This is a genomic window from Dactylosporangium sp. CA-092794 (assembly GCF_050948465.1).
Classification (GTDB): domain Bacteria; phylum Actinomycetota; class Actinomycetes; order Mycobacteriales; family Micromonosporaceae; genus Dactylosporangium.
The window spans coordinates 3,754,467-3,772,444 of sequence record NZ_CP192044.1 but is presented as its reverse complement, the minus strand read 5'-3'; the positions used below and the strand labels follow the sequence as shown (position 1 = coordinate 3,772,444).

The window sequence follows — 17,978 nt, the reverse complement described above, 5'->3', positions numbered from 1 at the left end:
GTTCAGGTCTCCAGCCGGGCGAGCACGCCGGCGGTCGTCGGCGTGACGGCGCAGCTGCGGGCGGCGAAGTCCAGCGCCAGCAGGTGGTCGGCCAGGGTGAAGTCGGCGATCGCGTCGGCGACGAGGAACGGCTGGATGTCGTGCGCGTAGGCGTCGCAGGCGGTCAGCAGGCAGCCCAGGTGCGCGAACACGCCGCAGACGATCAGCTGGTCGCGGCCCAGGGAGCGCAGCTGCGCGGCCAGCGGCGTGCGGTGGAAGGCGCTGTAGCGGTACTTCGTCAGCACGGCGTCGGCCGGGCCGGGCATCAGCTCGTCGACGATCCCCCGGCTCGCCTCGTCGTCGGTCATGCCCGGGCCCCACACGTCGTGCAGCAGGCCGCGCTCGGCCCGGCTCATCCGGCCGGGCTGGGCGCTGTAGCGCACCGGGATGCCGAGCGCGGCGCACCGGGCGCGCAGCGCCGAGACGTTGGCGATCAGCTCGCGGCCGGGCGAGGCGTCGGTGGCGAAGTGACTCACGAAGTACCGCTGCATGTCGTGGATGAGCAGCGCGCACCGGGCCGGATCGACCCGCCAGGGCGCGGGGCCCGGGCGCAGCGCGTCCTCACCGGGCATGGGGTAGGGCGCGATGGTGGGAATCATGCGAAGAGCCAATCCTGGTCGGGCAGCCCGGAGGCGGCGATGCGGCGGTCCCGGCGGCGCTGTTCGGCGCCGTCGGGCAGGTGGTAGTCGGCGCCGCCGGCGATGCTCGCCGCGGCGACGCGGGCGGTGCGCTCGCGCCGCTCGCCCTCGTAGCGCGGCAGGTCCTGCGGGCCCGACGCGGCCAGCGCGGCGGCGTCCTCGATGGCCTGGGCCGCGCCCTGGGCGAGGAACGGCGGCATCGGGTGCGCCGCGTCGCCGAGCACCGCCAGGCGGCCGCGGTACCACGACGGCAGCACCCGCCGGGTGTAGAGCGGGTGCCGGACCGCCGGGCCGGCCGCGTCGAGCAGCTTGCACAGCTCGCCGTCCCAGCCGTCGAACGCGCCCTCCAGCGGGCCGGCGGTGACGGCGACCAGGTTGAGGCCGCCGGGCACCGGGTAGGCGACCGCGTGCCGGTCCGGGCCGAGCCACACGGTGACGACCGGCGGCGCGCCGGCCGCCGGCAGCACCGCGCGGTAGGCGGCATACCCGATGGGGCGGGGCTCGTCGAGCACGCTGAGGTAGGCCCGCACGGTGCGGCGGACCACCGAGCGCAGCCCGTCGGCGCCGACGACGAGGTCGGCGGTGTGGGCCGGGGCGCCGTCGAAGGTGAGCGTGCCGTCGGGCGTCGCGGCCGTGCAGCGGGCGCCGAAGCGCACCACGCCGGGGCCGACCGCGGCGTGCAGCACCGAGATCAGGTCGGCCCGGCGCAGCGCGAGGTACGGCGCGCCGTAGCGGTCGGTGACCGCGGCGCCGAGCGGTACCCGGCCCAGCAGCGCGCCGTCGGACCAGCGGCGGATCTCGCGGGCGACCGGGCGCACCGAGACCGCGTCGAGGGCCGGGCCGAGACCGAGTCCGTACAGGACCCGGGTGGCGTTGGGCGGGAGCTGGATGCCGAAGCCGTCGGCGGCGGGCGCCGCGGAGCGCTCGAACACGGTGCAGGACAGGTCCTTGGCGGCGAGGGCGAGGGCGACGGCGAGCCCGCCGATGCCCGCGCCCACGACCGCCACGCGCTGTGGTGCCATCTCGTCTCCTAGTAGTACTGCAGGGACTTGTCCCAGTCCTCGCCGGCGCCGAACAGGCCGCGCGGCTTCATGACCTCGGCCTGGGCGGTGAGCAGCCGGAAGGGGACCAGGCCGCCGGTCGGGACGGCGACAACGGTGACCTCGATCTCGGGATGGGCGGCGCGGATCGCGGCGCCCAGGGTGGCCACGGCGGCGGACCGCCAGCGGTCGGCCACCTCGATCTCCACCCGCAGCCGGTGGCCGTCGGCGCGGGCCCGCCAGAACCACACCCCGAAGTCGTCGGGCAGCGCGAAGACGAGCTCCTCCAGGCCCAGCTGGGTGAGCCCGCCTGCGGCGAACGCGGCCCGGCCGAGCACCCGGACCGAGGGCAGGTGCCAGCCGCAGGGGCACTCGGTGTACGACACCTCCACCTCGTCCTCGATGGCGTAGCGCAGCAGGGGCATCGCCTCGCGGTACAGCGGCGTCACGACCAGCTGCCCGCGGCCCTCGGCGCACAGCTCGCCGGTGCGCGGGTCGTGGACCTCGAAGACGGCCCGGTCGGCCCACAGGTGCATGGTGCCGTGGCGGCACTCGCCGGCCAGGGTGCCGGTCTCGGTGGCGCCATACTCCTCCACGACCGGCGCGCCCCAGATCCGCCCGATGCGCGCCTTGCGGGCGGGCCCGACCGGCTCGCCGCCGACGAACAGCGCGCGCAGCGAGGGGAAGTCGCGGTAGCCGGCGACCCGGGCGGCCGCCGCCCAGACCAGCGCATCGGTCGGCAGCGACCAGGTGAGCGTCACGCCGAGGTCGTGCAGCAGGCGTACGACCCGGGAGTAGGGCGTGGCGAGCGAACGGTTGTCGGCCGGCACGACGGTCGCGCCGTGCCGGCGGGCCGCGGCGTGCGCCAGGTGCCCGGTGATCATCAGCGCGTAGGGGGTGCGCACCAGCATCATGTCGTCGGCGGTGATGCCGACCCACTTGCGGGCGAAGCGCTCGGCGAGGTCGGCCCAGTCGGCCTCGGTGTAGTACGACGCGGTCGGCTCGCCGCTGCTGCCGCTGGACTCGTGGTAGGTGGCCAGGCTCGCGCGGTCGCAGGCGAGCAGCCCGAACGGGTAGGCGTCGCGCAGGTCCTGCTTGGTGGTCAGCGGCTGCTGCGCCAGCGGCGCGACGCCGCGCTTGCGGTAGAACGGCGAGCGCTCGGCGGCGGCCAGGACGGCGGGGAGCCGGTCCTGCTGCAGCTTCGCCAGGCCGGCGAAGTCGGTCCAGTCCCCAATCTGCGGCAGATGCATCACTCCTCCTCCAGTGCGAGCAGGCGGCGCGCGTTGCCGGCGGCGACGAGCGCGTGGTCGGGCGGTGCGAGGCCGAGGGCGTGCAGCTTGGCGACCTCGACGGCGGGGTGCTGCAGCGGGTGTTCGGTGCCGAACAGCACCCGGCCGGCGCCGAGCCGGCGCACCGCGAGGCGGGCGACGGCGGTGAAGCAGCCGGAGAGCTCCACCGCGATGTTCGGCGACGGCGCGATCCGGGCCAGCCCGGCCGCGTCGAGCCCGGTGTGTCCACAGTGGCCGGACACGAAGGTGACGGCGGGGTGGCGGGCGGCGAGCGCGACCAGGTCTTCGGTGCGGGTGCCGGGAAGGCCCAGGCAGACGACGTAGACCGGGTGGCCGGCGCCGGCGGCGATCCCGGCGAGCGCGTCGACCCCCGGGTCGTCGAGCCGGAAGCCGTGCACGGCCGGGGAGATCTCCAGGCCCCGGTACCGCGGCGCCGCCGCGCGGTATGCGGCGACGTCGCGGTACGGGTCGGCGAAGAAGAACGGCACGAGCCTTCCCCCGGACGCCTCGCAGGCCCGGCGGACCCCCTCGTTGTCGGCTCGGGCTTCGCTCCGCCCGCCGTCCACGATCTGCTCCGACAGCCGGTCGAGGTCGAGCAGTCCCCCGGCGCACACGGCCGCCCGGCCGACCCCGGCGGCGTCCAGCGCCGCGAGCAGATCCGCGGCCCCGCCGGCGGCGAGGCGCGCGTGGAAGTCGAAGATCATTGTTCGTAGCAGAGCTCGTCGATGGGGTACCCGACGTGCCGCTCCCGCCCGGGCAGGTAGCCCAGGATGCGGTCGCCGGGGCGCAGCTCGGTGGAGTGCAGCACCTTGCCGCCCGGGCCGAGGATGCGCACGTGCCAGTCGTCCTGGACGATCACGTTGATCTCCTCGCCGGTCGGGGCGACGGCGTCGATCGACAGCAGCGGCCGGGTTTCGATCTTGATCCGGCCGACGACCGCCGAGCGGGTCCGCCCGTCGGCGCCCACGGCGAGCACGGCGCCGCCGGCGCGCAGCTCGGTCAGGTAGCGGGTGTGCTCGGCGTCGGCGAGCGTGTAGGACATGACCGCGCCGGCGTTGACCCGGAACGGCCGGGTCGGCATGTACGGCAGCGGGTGCGTCTCGCTGACGCACAGGATCAGCCCCTTGGAGCGCGACCCGACCAGGATGCCCTCGTCCTTGGCGAGGTAGGTGCAGGTGTCCACGCAGGCCCGCTCCCCCATCCCGGCGTGGGTGATGCCGGTGACGGTGAGCTCGGCCAGTTCCAGGTGGGGGGTGCGGTGCTCGACGGCGTCCTTGAGCCGCCCGGCCTCGCCGGGCACGGCCGCGGCGAGCATGAGCCCGTCCGGGCCGTGCTGGAGGATGCCCAGGTGCACGGGCGCGTCCTCGGCCCGCTCGAGGGTGGTGATGATGAGCCCGTGCGCGTCCGCCGCCGCGGCGAGCACGATCTCCAGCGGGATGTTCGTCGGGTCGGCGAAGCGCAGCACGGTGACCGCGTCGCGGGTCACGCTCGCGCAGGCGTCGGCGAGCGACTCGGCGTCGGTGACCTCGACGTAGCCGCCGAGGCGGACGCCGGGGTACCGCTGGGCCAGCCGGCCCGGCTCGCCGTGCAGGGCGGGGTCGACCACGACGAGGTCGGCGTCGCCGGTCTCCTCGGGCAGGTCGGGGCCGGTGACCAGCAGCACCCGGGTCACGGTCGGCGGCAGCCCGGCGAGGTCCGCCGGGTCGGCGGCGACGATCGCGTCGAAGCCGCGGTGGATCGCTTCGGAGCAAAGGGCCGACTTCAGGGCGTCGGCGGCGCGGATGTCGAGCCAGCACTGTTTCATTCGGTACTCCTCACTCACCGGCTGTGTGCCGGGGCACGGTCGTGGACGAGGGCCGCCAGCCGGCGCACCATGGCGGCCGGGTCGGGGGCATTGAAGACGAGCCGGCCGGCGGCGATCCCGCCGGCGCCGGCCCGCATGGCGCCGGCCAGGTGCGCGAGCGCGGCCGGGCCGTCGTGGGCGTCGCCGCCGGCGGCCAGGACCGGGATCGGGCAGCCGGCGGTGAGCGCGGCCAGGTCGGCGGCGCCGCTCGGCATGGCGGTCTTGACCAGGTCGGCGCCGAGCTCGGCGGCGATCGCCGCGGCGTGCGCGACGAGCCGGGGCGCGCGCTGGTCGGCGATCGCCGGGCCGCGGGCGTAGACCATGGCCAGCAGCGGCACGCCCCACCGCTCGCAGGCGCCGGCGACGGCGCCGAGGTCGGCCAGCTGCCGCGCCTCGGTGGCGGCGCCGGCGTTGACGTGGACGCTGATCGCGTCGGCGCCGAGGCGCAGCGCCTCCTCGACCGTGCACACCAGCACCTTGGCGTCCGGGTCGGACAGGCCGGTGCCGGCGCTGAGGTGCACGATGAGCGAGAGGTCGCGGAACCAGCGGGCCTGCACCTGGCGCAGCGCGCCCTTGTGCAGGACCACGGCGTCGGTGCCGTTGCCGGCGAGCTCGCCGACGAGGCGGTCCAGGCGTCCACTGTGGATGATCGGGCCGCCGCTGACCGGATGGTCGAGCGGGACCACCAGCAGGCCGCCGGATCCGCTGCGGTACAGCCGATCCAGCCGCACCCGGCGGGCGAAGGTTTCGTTGTTGTAGGGCACGTTGAGGACGCTAGCCGCGGACCGGTACACGCCCCACTACCTCAATTGGTAGTGGTCGCCCGCGCGCGGGCACTGCGACCGTCGGGGCATGACGCTGCCGTTGCTGGACCGGGTCGCGGGCGCCGCGGCCTTCGCGCTGCTGTGCCGGGGCGACCGGGTGGAGGTGTTGTGCGGCGAGCCGCTGGACGAGCTGCCGGAGGAGCCCGACGGCGAGGTCGTGGCGGCGCTGCCCTACCGGATGATCGCCGAACGGGGGTTGCCGTGTGTCGATGACGGTACCCCGCTGCTCGCCTTCGCCGTGACCGGGCGCGCGGACCTGCCGTTGCCCGAGGCGCTGCGGCTGCTGCCGGATGACCTGCCGCCGCTGGCCGGCGGCGGCTTCGACCTCGCCGACGCCGACTACGCCGGCATCGTGCGCCGGGTGATCGCCGCGGACATCGGCGGCGGTACCGGCTCGAACTTCGTCATCCGGCGGGCCTACCGGGCCCGGATCCCCGGCTTCGGACGCGCCACCGCGCTGGCCGCGTTCCGCCGGCTGCTGCTCGCCGAGCGCGGCGCCTACTGGACGTTCCTGGTGCACTGCCGGGGCCGGACGCTGCTCGGCGCGACGCCCGAGTGCCACGCCCGGCTGGCCGGCGGGGTGGCCGCGATGAACCCGATCAGCGGCACCTACCGCTACCCGCCCGGCGGGCCGACCGGGCACGGGCTGCGCCGGTTCCTCGCCGACCGCAAGGAGATCGACGAGCTGTACATGGTCGTCGACGAGGAGCTCAAGACGATGGCCCAGGTCTGCGCTAGCGGGGCGAGGGTGCGCGGGCCGTGGCTGCGGGCGATGTCGCGGCTGGCGCACACCGAGTACGTCATCGACGGGCCCTCCCCGCTCGGCCCGCGCGAGGTGCTGCGGCGCACACTGCCGGCGCCGACGGTGACCGGCAGCCCGCTGACCGCGGCCTGCCGCACGATCGCTGCCCGGGAGGGCACCGGCCGCGGCTACTACGGCGGGGCGGTCGCGCTGCTCGGGCCCGGGTCGCTCGACGCGGCGCTGACCATCCGCACGGCCGAGATCGACGCGGACGGCGGCGTGGTGATCGGGGTCGGCGCCACGGTGGTGCGCCACTCCGACCCGATGGCCGAGGCGGAGGAGACCCGGGCCAAGGCGGCCGCCCTGCTGGCCGCGCTGGGCGGGGAGGCACCGGCGCCCGCGCCGCCGGCGCTGCCCTCGGTCGCCGGTCCGCTGCGGCGGCGCAACGCCGGCCTGTCGCCGTTCTGGCTGGGCCGGCCGGTGGACCTGCCGCCGTTGTCCGGCCGGGTGCTCATCGTCGACGCGGAGGACGACTTCACCGCGATGCTGGCCCGGCTCACCGAGGCGCTGGGCCTGACCGTGGATCTCGACACGAAGCTGCGCGACGGCTACGACGCGGTCGTGGTCGGGCCCGGCCCGGGCGACCCCCGGGACCGCACCGACCCGCGCATCGAGGGGCTGCACGCGATCACCCGGCGGCTGCTCACGGAGCGTATCCCGATGCTCGCCGTCTGCCTAGGCCACCAGGTGCTCGCCGACGAGCTGGGGCTGCCGATCCGCCGCCTGGCGGCGCCCGCCCAGGGCGTCCAGCGGCGCATCCCGGGCTTCGGCCGGGTCGGGTTCTACAACACGTTCGTGGCGATCAGCGAAGCGCCCGATCATCGACCCACGGCAATGCGAACCGTCGCACTGGGTGACGGCGGCGCGGAGCGGATCCGGATATTGCGGGATGGACGCACCGGGGCGGTGCACGCAATGCGCATCGCACGAGCACGATCAATACAGTTCCACGTCGAATCGGTACTGACCGAGCGCGGCCCGGCGATTCTGCGCCGGCTGCTGTCCGAAATCCTGACCGAGTCACCGGGCAGGCCGGGAGCTGGCTGATATCCGTCCGGCGGCCGATGCCGTCCGGCTTCGGCCGGGTCCGCCGAATGGGCTGTTTAGTTGATCTTTGGGGCCCGTAAGAATCAGGCAGACCGCAATCGGATTCGAGACCTCCGGGGTGATCCTCCTGCCTCCCACGGGCGCGTTCGGGCCGTCTGCCGAAGACACCTTCGGGCGGGACCGCGAACTCGCGGTCCTGCGCTTCGCGGTGTCCGGCGCCGCGCAGGGCATCGGCGGCTGCACGATCGTGACCGGCGCGGCCGGGATCGGCAAGTCCCACCTCGTGCGCGCGGCGACGCTGGACGCGGAGCGCCGCGGCGTCTCCGTCGCGGCGCGGGCCGCGTTCGAGCTCGACCGGGCGGCCCCGCTGATCACCCTGGCCTCCGCGCTGCAGCAGCTGCGCCCGCCGGAGCCGCCGGTCGGCTGGCTGCGGCAGGAGGGCGACGCGCAGTACCGCGCCCTCGAACGCCTCGGCGCCGCCCTGGAGGACTACGCCGCCGAGCGGCCCCTGGTCATCGCGATCGACGACGCGCAGTGGATGGACGAGCTGTCCGCCCTGGCCGTGGCCGAGCTGGTGCCGGCCCTGGCCTCCTCGCCGGTGCGCTGGATCTTCGCGCACCGCCCGGCGCCGGTCGGCACGCCCGGCCAGCAGCTGCTGGAGCGCCTCGTGCGCGACGGTCACGACCAGATCACGCTGGGCACGCTCGACGACGACGCGGTCCGCCAGCTGTGCACCAAGGTCATCGGCGCCGACGTCGACAACACCGTCCTCGCCCTGGCCGGCAGCTGCGACGGCAACCCGCTGCAGGTCGAGCAGCTGGTCCGCACCCTGCACCTGACCGGCCAGCTGGTCGTGGCCGAGGGCGTCGCCACCGTCGTGGGCGAGGAACTGCCCTCAAGCTTCATCACCATCGTCGACCAGATGCTGCACGGGCTGTCCAGCGAGACCCAGGAGATGCTCCAGGCGGCGTCGGTCTTCGCCCGGCCGTTCAGCGTCGAGGGCGTGGCCCAGCTGCTGGAGGTGCGCCCGGCGACGCTGCCCAAGCAGATCAAGGAGGCGACCACCGCGCGGATCCTCGTCGACGACGGCGACGGGCTCACCTTCGTGCACGACCTGGTCCGCCTCGCCGTCTACGGCACGCTCGGTGACGCGGTCGCCACGATGATGCACCGCCAGGCCGCCGCCGTCACCCGGGCCGAGGGCCGCTCCCCCATCGAGGTCGCCGGCCACCTGCTCAAGACCGGCCGCCTGGGCAGCCGCGAGGCGGTGACCCTGCTGCACGAGTCCGCGCTCGAGGTCGCCCCCGCCGCGCCCAGCACCGCCGCCGACCTGATCGTCCACGCCCTGTCCGTGCTCGGCGAGGCCGACCCGCACCGGGTCACGCTCACCGCCGACGCGGTCGGCCTGCTCGCCTCCGCCGGCCGCCTGGAGCAGGCCAACGAGCTCGGCGAGGCCGCCCTGCGCACCGGGCTCGACCCGCGCACCGAGGCCATGCTGCTGCTCGGCCTCGCCGAGGCGTTCAAGCACGCCGGGCGCAACCGCACCGCCGTCGAGTACGCCGACCGCGGCCTGACCAACCCCGACGTCCCCGAGTCCGTCCAGGCCAAGTTGCACGCCATCCGCGCACACGCCCGCTTCTACCGCGACGACCTCGCCGGCGCCGACGACGACGGCGCCCGGGCCACCGACTCCGGCATGACCACCGGCGAGTTCCCCGCCTCCGTCTTCGGCCTGTGCGCCCGCAGCCTCGTCGCGCAGGCCCAGGGCCGCCTCGACGACGCCTACAGCCACGCCGAGCGGGCCACCGGCATCGCCGACACCGTCCGCGGCGAGGCCGCGCACCGCCACCCCCGGATCTGGCTCGGCGAGACCCAGGCCGCCCTGGACCGGTTCGACGACGCCGAGGAGACCCTGCTGCGCGGCCGGGCCGAGTCCGAGCGGCTCGGCACCGCCTGGTCCACCCCGCTGTGGCACTACTACCACGCCGGCCTGCTGATGGCCCGCGGCCGGCTCGACGAGGCCGTCGCCGACGCCGAGGCCGGCGTGGCCGTGGCGATCAACCTGACCGCGTACGCACTCGCCGTACCCCTGCTGGGACAGCTGACCAGGCTCGCCGTCGCGCAGGGCGACCTGCCGCAGGCCAAGGCCCACCTGGCCCACCTGCAGCGGCGCACCGCGGCCGGCATCACCGCCGCCCCCGAGGACGTCATCTGGCCCGAAGGGGTGCTCCTCGACGCCACCGAAGGCCCCGCCGCCGCCCTCGCCGCCCTCGCCGGCACGTATGACGCCCTGCCGGACCGGCCGGTGCTCATCACCCAGGACCCGGCCGCGGCCGCCGCCCTGGTCCACATCGCCGTGCGGGCCGGCGACCCGGCCCGCGCCGGCACCGTCGTCGCCGCCGCCCGCGGCCTCGCCGAGCGCAACCCCCGCGTCCTGTCCCTCGCCGCCGCCGCCGACCACGCCGAGGGCATCCTCACCGGCGACCCGTGGATGCTGCGCGCCGCCGTCGAGCGCTTCCGCCGCACCCCGCGCCGGCTCGCCCTGGCCGCCGCCCTGGAGGACGCCGCGCTCGGCGCCACCGACCCCGACCAGGGCCGCGCCTGGGCCACCGAGGCGATCGGCATCGTCACCGAGTGCCGCGCCGAGCGCGCCCGCCGCCGCCTCGAGTTCGCCCTCGGCGGCCCCAACGCCCCCGCCGAGGAGGCGATCTTCCGGCCCGGCTCGCCGCTGCGCCAGCTCACCCCGGCCGAGCGGGCCGTGGCCCTGATGGTCGCCGACGGGCGGACCAACCGGCAGGCCGCCACCGAGCTGTTCCTGTCCCGGCACACCGTCGACAGCCACCTCCGCAAGATCTTCACCAAGCTCGACATCCGCGGCCGGGTCGAGCTGGCCCGGCTCGTGGCGCGGGACCGGTTGACGTAAACGCGTGATATCGCCGGCGCCGCCGGACCCCCAGCATGGCTGGAGGTGACGAAGCCGTCACCGCCGCCGGACGAGGGGGAGATCGGTGACGACGCCGACGCTGCGCACACAGGTACTCGTGGTCGGCGCCGGCCCGACCGGCGCCATCCTCGCGCTGGAGCTGGCCCACCACGGCGTCCCGTGCCTGGTCGTCGAGCGCGCCGTCACCCCGCCCCGCCATCCCGGCCTGGACCGGCTCAGCGCGCAGGCGATGGACCTGCTGCGCCGGCTCGGGCTGGCCGACCTGATCCGCAAGTACGCCACCGATCCGGGCGAACCGGCCGGCGTCGAGTGGCGCACCCGGCTCGACGACGACCCGGTCCTGGTGGCGCCGCGCCCCGCCGCCGGCGAGCCCGACACCTGCATCGCCGCCGCCGACCTCAGCCGCCGGCTGCGCGACGAGCTGCGCGGGCACCCGCTCATCGAGCTGCGCGAGGGCTGGACCTTCACCGGGCTGCGCATCGAGGCCGACGGCGCCGTGGCCAGCCTGCTCGACATCCACGGCGGGACCCGCCACACCGTCACGGCCCGGCACCTGGTCGGCTGCGACGGGGGGCAGAGCACGGTGCGGCGCTGCCTGGAGGTACCGATGGAAAACCTCGGGCATCCGGCGGCGCACTGCTCGGTGTTCTTCCGCAGCGCCGACCCGCGATTACCGGCCGGGGACCGCGCCCGCGCCACGGTCGTGATCGGCGGCGTGACCACGGTGACCCGCGGCGACGGCGACGGCTGGGTGGCCCACCTGCCGGTGCGCGCCGAGGAGCCGATGGGCACCGACCCGGTCGCGATGCTGCGGGGCCGCCTCGGCAGCGGCCTGGACGTGCTGGAGGTCCTCGGCGTGGCGCAGTGGGACGACGCGCTCGCCGTCGCCGCCGCCTACCGCCGCGGCCCGGTGTTCCTGGCCGGCGAGGCCGCCCACCCCTTCCACCCGTCCGGCGAGCTCGCCGACACCAGCCTCGCCGACGCGGTCGACCTGGGCTGGAAGCTCGCCGCCGAGATCAACGGCTGGGCCGGCCCGGCCCTGCTGGACAGCTACGAGACCGAGCGGCGGCCCGGCGCCCTGATCGACCGCGAGCTGCTGGCCCGCGGCCTGGAGACCCGCCGCCGCTTCGCCCGGCTCAACACCGCCGGCGCCGCGCCCGAGCTGCTCGCCGGCCTGCTGCGCCAGGAGGGCCACCGCGCCGACGCGGTCGGCCTGCCCGCCCGGCACGCCACCTCGGCCGTCGTCTGGCACGCCGGCGCGCCCGCCCGCGCCGCCGTGCGCCCCGGCGTCCGCGCCCCCGACGTGCGCCTCGACGGCGGCACCGCCCTGGCCGACCGGTTCGGCCCCCAGCTCACGCTCGTGGACCTCACCAGCGACGCCGCGGGGGCGGCGCTGGCGGCCGCGGCGCTCGGGCGGGGCATCCCGGTGGCGCACCTGCCCGTCCCCGACCCCGCCGTGCGCGCGGCCTGGGACACCCCGCTCGCCCTGATCCGCCCCGACCGGCACGTCGCCTGGTGCGCCGCGGCCGCCCCGCACAACTGGCACGCGGTACTGGACCTGGTCAGCGGCCAAACCACGTGAATACGTGATGGCCCGAAACGGCACCGCACCGCGAGGCTCGAAGCACGCCCGCCACCTCCGACAGGCAGAACAGGACCGATGATCATGACGACCCTGATGGACCTGACGCAGACGGCCACCCCCGACCTGACCAACACCGTCACGCACCGCTGGCACCGCCGCCTGTCGGCCAACCCCGACGCCAAGCGCAGCCACTGGCGCACCAAGACGGTGTACTTCCGCGCGGTCGCCGGCCTCGTCGCCGCCGCCCCCGGCACCCAGCTCACCTGGAAGTGCATCGTCGAGGCCGCCGCACCCCACGGCAGCCGCAGCACGTTCTACGAGGTCGCCGGCGCCCACGCCCGGCACCCGCTGATCGAGGCCTTCATCGGCGACGGCCGCACCGACGCGATGTCGATCGCCCTGCACTACCGCCGCCCCGACGCGGTCGCCCAGCTGATCGACGAGGCGAAGGTCTGGTCCTACTGGCCCTTCCGCGAGCGCATGGTCGACGCGGTCACCGCCGCCGCCCCGCTCTCGCCGGACGCCCTGGAGGCCGAGGTCGTCGAGTCGCTGCACAAGTGGGCCCGCAACTACCCGGCGCTGGCCGCCGCCCTCAACCACACGCCCCCGGCGTGCGCGGTCGAGGACCTCATGCTGATCCGCAACGGCCAGCTGGCCGCCGTCCGGGCCGCGACGAAGCTCACTGAGGAGCTCCGCAAGACCGCTTAGCGGAAGGGTTAGGGCAGGCTACGCTGGGCGGCGTGTCCGTTGCGTCGCCCGAGCCGTCGGCGCGGCCTGCCCCACGGTCCCACACCGGGCGGGTCGTGCACACTGAACGGCTGACTCCCAACATGCATCGTGTCGTGCTCGGCGGGGAAGGCCTCGACCGGTTCGCGGCCGGTGAATACACCGACCATTACGTCAAGCTCTTCTTCCCGCCGCCCGGGGTCGAGTATCCGGCGCCGTTCGACCTCGCGGCGATCCGGACCACGATGCCGCGGGAGCTGTGGCCGGTCACCCGGACCTACTCGGTGCGCGCCTGGGACCCCGTCGCGCGGGAGCTGACGCTCGACTTCGTCCTGCACGGCGACGCCGGCCTCGCCGCCCAGTGGGCGGTGCGGGCCCGGCCCGGCGACGAGCTGCACTTCGGCGGCCCGGGCGGCGCCTACGCACCCGACCCGGCCGTCGCCTTCCACCTGCTGGCCGGCGACGAGACCGCGCTGCCGGCGATCGCCGCGGCGCTTTCGCGGGTGCCGGCCGGGGCCGAGTGCGCGGCGTTCGTCGAGATCGGCAACCCGGCCGACGCGCAGGACCTCCCGGGCGTCACCTGGCTGCACCGCGGCGCCGGGGCGGTCGGCTCGGCGCTGGTGCCCGCGGTGCTCGCGCACCCGTTCCCGGCCGACCCGGCGCCGGGCACGGTGCAGGCCTTCGTCCACGGGGAGGCGACGTTCGTCAAGGAGCTGCGGCGGTACCTCCGGGTCGAGCGCGGCGTGCCCCGCGACCGCCTGTCGGTGTCGGGCTACTGGCGCCTCGGCCACGACGAGGACGGCTGGCAGGCCTCGAAGCGCGCCTGGAACGCCCAGATCGAGGCCGAGCAGGAGCCCGCCTTCAACTAACCCGCCGCCCCGCCACGGCCTTGGCCCCAGCCCAGCCCGGCCCCGCCACGGCCCCGCACCGCCCCGGCCCCGCACCGCCCGGCCCCGCGGGTCTCCGGGCCACGTCCGCTCAGGCGGCTGGCGCGGGCTGGGCAACGACAGCCACTGTGAGGCACGACCGGGTCATCGCCGCCGGGCCGCCCCGGACGGCGCGTCCGGTCGGATATTTCGGATATGTCGCCTGTCGGGCGGAAAATCCGATCTGTGCGGACCGGGGCGAACGTATGTCTCCGTGATCATGATGCGCGCGGTGGCCGCACCCCGGGTTTGCCATGATCCAGGAGATTTGTGGTACACGGGGGTACATCAGCACTCCGTGATCATGAAAAACCGTTGGTGTCGGTGCCAGTTGCGCATGATCACGGAGACTTCCGGTCGCTACGCCTTGCTGCGTGGCGCGCAGCGCGCGAAGTGCGGCGACCGGACTGCGTGAACCGCAGCGGACAAAAGCGGATATTTACGAAATTCCCGGCACGACAGCCGCAAGCTCAGTGCGGTCGGCCTCCTGCGTCAGCTCCCCGTGCACCGCCACCGTCGTCATGGCCGATCAGACTAGAGGCCGCCACCAAACCGGGCGACCCCGGGCACCGGCGGACCGGGGTGGAGTTGGCCCTAGGCGAGGATCACGAAAGCGTCGGATCCGGGACCGCCCCGGGCTCGGGCGGCAGCGTAGGCCGTGGGCGCGGGCGGCGGAGACGCGAGCCGTACGGGTGAGCCGAGCGCCGACACATCCCGAAAAATACGGATAAAAACGGCCCAGCACGTATCCTGCCCGAAACAGCCTCTTCATCGACCGAAGACTTGCGCAAGAGGCTGGGTAGCGTTTTGGATGTGCTGGCGGAGTCGTGTGCCACCGTCAGTGAGCATCGGCGTGACAGGTTTCCCGATCGTATGGAGGATCGACCATGACCCACGGCGGGGACGTGTTGACGCAACGCGACGAGTCCGGCACGCGTCCGGCATTCACCCAGCAGGTCCGCGGTTACGACAAGCGCCAGGTCGACCAGTACCTCAACCAGCTCGACCGGCAGATCAACAACCTGACCACCGAGCGCAAGCGCGCCGCGGGCCAGGCCCAGGACCTCACCAACCAGATCCAGGATCTCACCGCCCAGCTCAAGCAGCTGCAGGCCGAGCTCGGCGAGGTGCGCCAGCGCCCGGCCCGCGTCGACCGCGCCTCGTTCCGCCACCTCGGCCCGATGGTCGATCAGATCCTGGCCCTGGCCGAGAAGCAGGCCGGCGTCATCATCGACAACACCGAGCAGAAGGCGGCCGAGCACCAGGCCAACGCCGAGAAGCTGCTGGCCGACGCCAAGGAGCGGGCGGAGAAGCTGGTCGCCGACGGCGAGGCCGCGCACGAGCGCGCCGAGGCCGAGGCCAAGCGGATCAACGAGCAGAGCGCCGAGCACCTGGAGAAGACCCGGGCCGAGGCCGACGCGCTGGCCGAGGCCGCCCGCCAGCAGGTGCTGCAGGAGGTCAAGGCGGGCCGGGCCCAGGCGCAGCAGGAGCTGGCCCAGTGGAAGGCCACCGCGCAGCGGGAGATCGACGAGCTCAAGGCCTCGTGCGACCGCGAGCTGGCGGAGCTGCGCGCGGCCGCCGACCGCGAGCTGACCGCGCAGCGCCAGGCGTCCGACCAGAAGAACGCGGCGCTGCACGCCGACGCCCAGAAGTACGCCGCCGACGTGCGCAAGCGCGCCGACGAGGAGAACCAGCGCCACCAGCAGCAGCTCGCCGTGGTACAGCAGGACATCCAGGCCCGGCAGAAGGCCCTGACCCAGCTGCAGACCGAGCTGGAGGCGACGCAGCAGCAGCTCGGCGAGGCCCGCCGCGAGTCCACGACGCTGGGCCGCGAGGTCGGCCAGCTGCAGCAGCGCCTGGCCGACACGAAGCAGAGCCTGACCAGCGAGCTGACCCGGCTGGAGCACGCCCGCCAGGCCGCCGACTCGGCCGAGCGGCACGCCAAGGAGGTCCGCGCCCGCGTCCAGCGCGAGGCGAAGCGGGTCGCCGACCTGGCCGCCGCGGCGGTCATGGCCGCGGCCGCCGGCGGCGCCGACACGGGCGAGTACCCGAAGATCCCGGTCCGCCAGCTCGCCGAGCCCCTGCCGACCCAGCCCGACAGCGCCAGCGCCGCCGACGCGGCCCCGGCCCGCGCCGGGGAGCCCGCCGAGCAGCTCTGAACCCCTCGCGTAACCCACACCGCCCCGCGGCCCACCGCCGGAATCGCATCCGGCTACGGGCGGCGGGGCGGTCGTCGTTTCGCCGCCGACCGCCCGGGCCGGGCATTGTACACCACATTACCCGCTTCAAACTAAGGATCCGAAATATTCGTTGGTGCGTAATTAGTCCGATCACCGTATGGTGTCCGCATGCCGAGTGCGGAACACGAATCCCCGGTCGCGCTGGCCAAGCTGATTCCCGAACTGTTGGGGTGGCTGCTGGTGAATGTCTTCGAGCTCAAGGCTCCCGACCATGAACATGCCCGGTCACAGGACACAGATGTGCGCGTGCTGGTGCCGCGCACCTACCGCGCAGATGGTGTGGTGGTGTTCTCCGATGCAGCAGACCGGCCGGTGATGGCGGTGGTGCTAGAGGTGCAACGGAAACGGGAGCCGGCAAAGTGGCGGATCTGGAAACTGTATGTGGCACAGCTGGAGGCGGAACTGGGAGTGGACACCGCGCTGGTGGTGTACTGTCCTGACGCCGCAGTGGCCCGATGGTATCGGCAGATGGTCGACCCGGAGCAGTCGAGCCTGCCGCTACGGCCGTACATCTTCACCACGGACGACGTGCCGCTGGCCGTAGATGAGAGCACCGCCCGGGCCAACCCCGCCGTGGCGGCGCTCGTAACGATCTGCCATGGCGATCGGCCCGAAGTGGATCAGATGTTCCCGGTGCTGCTGGAGGCGCTGCGGACGCTCAAGCCGGAGCAAGTAATCCCGTATTATGACATTGTATTGGCCGGGTTGCCGCCGGCGGCCCGGGCTCGTTGGGAGGCATTCATGACGACGATGGTTGGCGAGTACCACAGCGAGCTGTTCCGCGAACTGGCCGCACAGCACGAGGCCCGGGGCAAGGCCGAGGGCGAGGGGCGCGCCGTGCTGACGGTGCTCGGGGTGCGCGGCATTGCGGTGCCCGACGCGATCCGCGAGCAGATCCTCGGCTGCACCGACCTGGCCCAGCTCGAGACCTGGCTCGGCCGCGCCGTTACAGCGGCCACCGCCGAAGACGTCGTGCGCGGCTAGCGTTCTCAGAGCAATCGCCCCGCGGCCCCGTAGCCGGAATGGTTCCGACGACGGGTCGCGGGGCGGCGCCGTTCGGACCGTAGGAAGGCGGCGCCGGGACGGTGCCCACCCGCGAGGGATTCCTCTAGCGTCCTGCGGGTGAGAATCGTGGCGGTCGTCAACAACAAAGGTGGCGTGGGCAAGACGACCATCACCGCGAACCTCGGCGCCGGCCTGGCCGCGCGCGGGCTGCAGGTGCTCATGATCGACCTCGATCCGCAGGCCAGCCTGACCAAGTCGTTCTTCACCGTCGACGAGTCGCAGGACTTCCTGCGCGACCAGCGCACCGTCGGCGCCTGGTTCCGCAGCGCCGATCGCAACCGGGCCCAGGTCCTGGCCGACCTCATCGTCAACCCGCCGCGCTGCAACGCGCTGCTCAAGCAGGGTGGGCGGCTCGACCTGGTGCCCTCCGACCCGATGATCGTGAATTCGGAGAGCCTGATCCCGGGCGCGGTCGACCAGACCGGCAACATCCGGGCCGCCAAGTTCGTGCCGCTGCACCGCCGCCTCGCCGACGACCTGGCCGACCCGTTCTTCTCCAAGTACGACGTGGTGCTGATCGACTGCGCGCCGGCGTTCTCGCTGCCCACGAAGATGGCCTCGATCGCCAGCGACATGATGATCATGCCGGCCCGGCCCGACTACCTGTCCACGGAAGCGATCCAGGACATGGGGCGGCGGCTGCTGGACCTCACCAATGTGTACAACCAGCACCGCGACGACACGCTCAGCGCCGCGCCGGCGATGCGGATGCCGCGCGTCGCGGTGCTGTTCACCATGGTGCAGATGCGCGGCGACGGGCCGATCGAGGTGCAGCAGCAGTTCATCACCGAGGTGACGGCGCTCGGTGTGCCGGTGTTCAGCACGCTCCTGCGGGACCGCAACGTCGCCTACGCGGCGTCCGGCCGGCACGGCGTGCCGACCGTCCTGGCCAACGGGGTGCCGGCCGAGGTCCGCGGCGAGCTGCAGGGCTGCGTGGACGATCTGCTCAAGACCTTCGAAAGGCTGTGAC

The 17,978-nt window shown here is 74.2% G+C and carries 14 protein-coding genes; 8 read left to right on the top strand and 6 right to left on the bottom strand.

All coding sequences use genetic code 11. The features are described 5' to 3' along the window. Positions 1 to 2 precede the first annotated feature (2 nt). Genes ACQPXD_RS16235 through ACQPXD_RS16210 form a run of 6 tightly spaced genes read right to left on the bottom strand, consistent with a single transcriptional unit; the run spans position 3 to position 5,613 of the window. Entirely contained in the window at positions 3 to 638 is a 636-nt protein-coding gene (locus tag ACQPXD_RS16235; RefSeq protein WP_432839192.1) for an isochorismatase family protein, read from the bottom strand. Next, complete coding sequence (locus ACQPXD_RS16230; protein WP_432839190.1) at positions 635 to 1,699, bottom strand: FAD-dependent monooxygenase; 1,065 nt, start codon at positions 1,697 to 1,699, stop codon at positions 635 to 637. Before ACQPXD_RS16230 ends, ACQPXD_RS16235 begins: the two co-directional genes overlap by 4 nt. Positions 1,700 to 1,707: 8 nt before the next feature. After that, a complete protein-coding gene (locus ACQPXD_RS16225) occupies positions 1,708 to 2,967 on the bottom strand; it encodes a phenylacetate--CoA ligase family protein (RefSeq protein WP_432839188.1) in 1,260 nt (419 codons plus the stop codon). Beyond that, positions 2,967 to 3,710, bottom strand: a complete 744-nt coding sequence (locus tag ACQPXD_RS16220) for an amidohydrolase family protein (RefSeq protein ID WP_432839186.1) — start codon at positions 3,708 to 3,710, stop codon at positions 2,967 to 2,969. Before ACQPXD_RS16220 ends, ACQPXD_RS16225 begins: the two co-directional genes overlap by 1 nt. Then, the gene (locus ACQPXD_RS16215; protein WP_432839184.1) at positions 3,707 to 4,810 is read right to left on the bottom strand and encodes a 3-dehydroquinate synthase II family protein; all 1,104 of its coding nucleotides are present in this window, start codon (positions 4,808 to 4,810) and stop codon (positions 3,707 to 3,709) included. Before ACQPXD_RS16215 ends, ACQPXD_RS16220 begins: the two co-directional genes overlap by 4 nt. Positions 4,811 to 4,824: 14 nt before the next feature. Next, positions 4,825 to 5,613 carry a 2-amino-3,7-dideoxy-D-threo-hept-6-ulosonate synthase gene (locus ACQPXD_RS16210; RefSeq protein WP_432839182.1) on the bottom strand — a complete coding sequence of 263 codons (789 nt, stop codon included), beginning with the start codon at positions 5,611 to 5,613 and terminating at the stop codon, positions 4,825 to 4,827. Between the two features lie 88 nt (positions 5,614 to 5,701). On the opposite strand from ACQPXD_RS16210, the gene ACQPXD_RS16205 reads away from it, so the two are divergent. The 8 genes from ACQPXD_RS16205 to ACQPXD_RS16170 all read left to right on the top strand — a co-directional run bounded on the left by ACQPXD_RS16205 (position 5,702) and on the right by ACQPXD_RS16170 (position 17,977). Next, the gene (locus tag ACQPXD_RS16205) at positions 5,702 to 7,522 is read left to right on the top strand and encodes an anthranilate synthase family protein (protein WP_432839180.1); all 1,821 of its coding nucleotides are present in this window, start codon (positions 5,702 to 5,704) and stop codon (positions 7,520 to 7,522) included. A 118-nt stretch (positions 7,523 to 7,640) separates the two neighbouring features. Continuing rightward, positions 7,641 to 10,445: an ATP-binding protein gene (locus tag ACQPXD_RS16200; protein ID WP_432839178.1), complete on the top strand. Its 2,805-nt coding sequence runs from the start codon at positions 7,641 to 7,643 to the stop codon at positions 10,443 to 10,445. 85 nt (positions 10,446 to 10,530) lie between these two features. Continuing rightward, positions 10,531 to 12,048 (top strand): FAD-dependent monooxygenase, encoded by a 1,518-nt coding sequence (locus tag ACQPXD_RS16195; RefSeq protein ID WP_432839176.1) that lies wholly within the window; start codon positions 10,531 to 10,533, stop codon positions 12,046 to 12,048. Between the two features lie 84 nt (positions 12,049 to 12,132). Then, positions 12,133 to 12,759, top strand: coding sequence for a hypothetical protein (locus ACQPXD_RS16190; protein ID WP_432839174.1), 627 nt, complete (start codon positions 12,133 to 12,135; stop codon positions 12,757 to 12,759). 122 nt (positions 12,760 to 12,881) lie between these two features. Then, positions 12,882 to 13,646 (top strand): siderophore-interacting protein, encoded by a 765-nt coding sequence (locus ACQPXD_RS16185; protein ID WP_432839172.1) that lies wholly within the window; start codon positions 12,882 to 12,884, stop codon positions 13,644 to 13,646. Positions 13,647 to 14,590: 944 nt separating this feature from the next. Continuing rightward, entirely contained in the window at positions 14,591 to 15,862 is a 1,272-nt protein-coding gene (locus ACQPXD_RS16180) for a DivIVA domain-containing protein (RefSeq protein ID WP_432839170.1), read from the top strand. A gap of 189 nt (positions 15,863 to 16,051) precedes the next feature. Then, complete coding sequence (locus tag ACQPXD_RS16175) at positions 16,052 to 16,927, top strand: hypothetical protein (RefSeq protein WP_432839168.1); 876 nt, start codon at positions 16,052 to 16,054, stop codon at positions 16,925 to 16,927. 138 nt (positions 16,928 to 17,065) lie between these two features. Beyond that, positions 17,066 to 17,977 carry a ParA family protein gene (locus ACQPXD_RS16170; RefSeq protein ID WP_432839166.1) on the top strand — a complete coding sequence of 304 codons (912 nt, stop codon included), beginning with the start codon at positions 17,066 to 17,068 and terminating at the stop codon, positions 17,975 to 17,977. Position 17,978 lies beyond the last annotated feature (1 nt).

Bases quoted from the DNA above. Each gene is read 5' to 3' on its own strand.
- ACQPXD_RS16235 (WP_432839192.1), bottom strand. From the start codon at position 638: ATGATTCCCACCATCGCGCCCTACCCCATGCCCGGTGAGGACGCGCTG.
- ACQPXD_RS16230 (WP_432839190.1), bottom strand. From the start codon at position 1,699: ATGGCACCACAGCGCGTGGCGGTCGTGGGCGCGGGCATCGGCGGGCTC.
- ACQPXD_RS16225 (WP_432839188.1), bottom strand. From the start codon at position 2,967: ATGCATCTGCCGCAGATTGGGGACTGGACCGACTTCGCCGGCCTGGCG.
- ACQPXD_RS16220 (WP_432839186.1), bottom strand. From the start codon at position 3,710: ATGATCTTCGACTTCCACGCGCGCCTCGCCGCCGGCGGGGCCGCGGAT.
- ACQPXD_RS16215 (WP_432839184.1), bottom strand. From the start codon at position 4,810: ATGAAACAGTGCTGGCTCGACATCCGCGCCGCCGACGCCCTGAAGTCG.
- ACQPXD_RS16205 (WP_432839180.1), top strand. From the start codon at position 5,702: ATGACGCTGCCGTTGCTGGACCGGGTCGCGGGCGCCGCGGCCTTCGCG.
- ACQPXD_RS16190 (WP_432839174.1), top strand. From the start codon at position 12,133: ATGACGACCCTGATGGACCTGACGCAGACGGCCACCCCCGACCTGACC.
- ACQPXD_RS16185 (WP_432839172.1), top strand. From the start codon at position 12,882: ATGCATCGTGTCGTGCTCGGCGGGGAAGGCCTCGACCGGTTCGCGGCC.
- ACQPXD_RS16180 (WP_432839170.1), top strand. From the start codon at position 14,591: ATGACCCACGGCGGGGACGTGTTGACGCAACGCGACGAGTCCGGCACG.
- ACQPXD_RS16175 (WP_432839168.1), top strand. From the start codon at position 16,052: ATGCCGAGTGCGGAACACGAATCCCCGGTCGCGCTGGCCAAGCTGATT.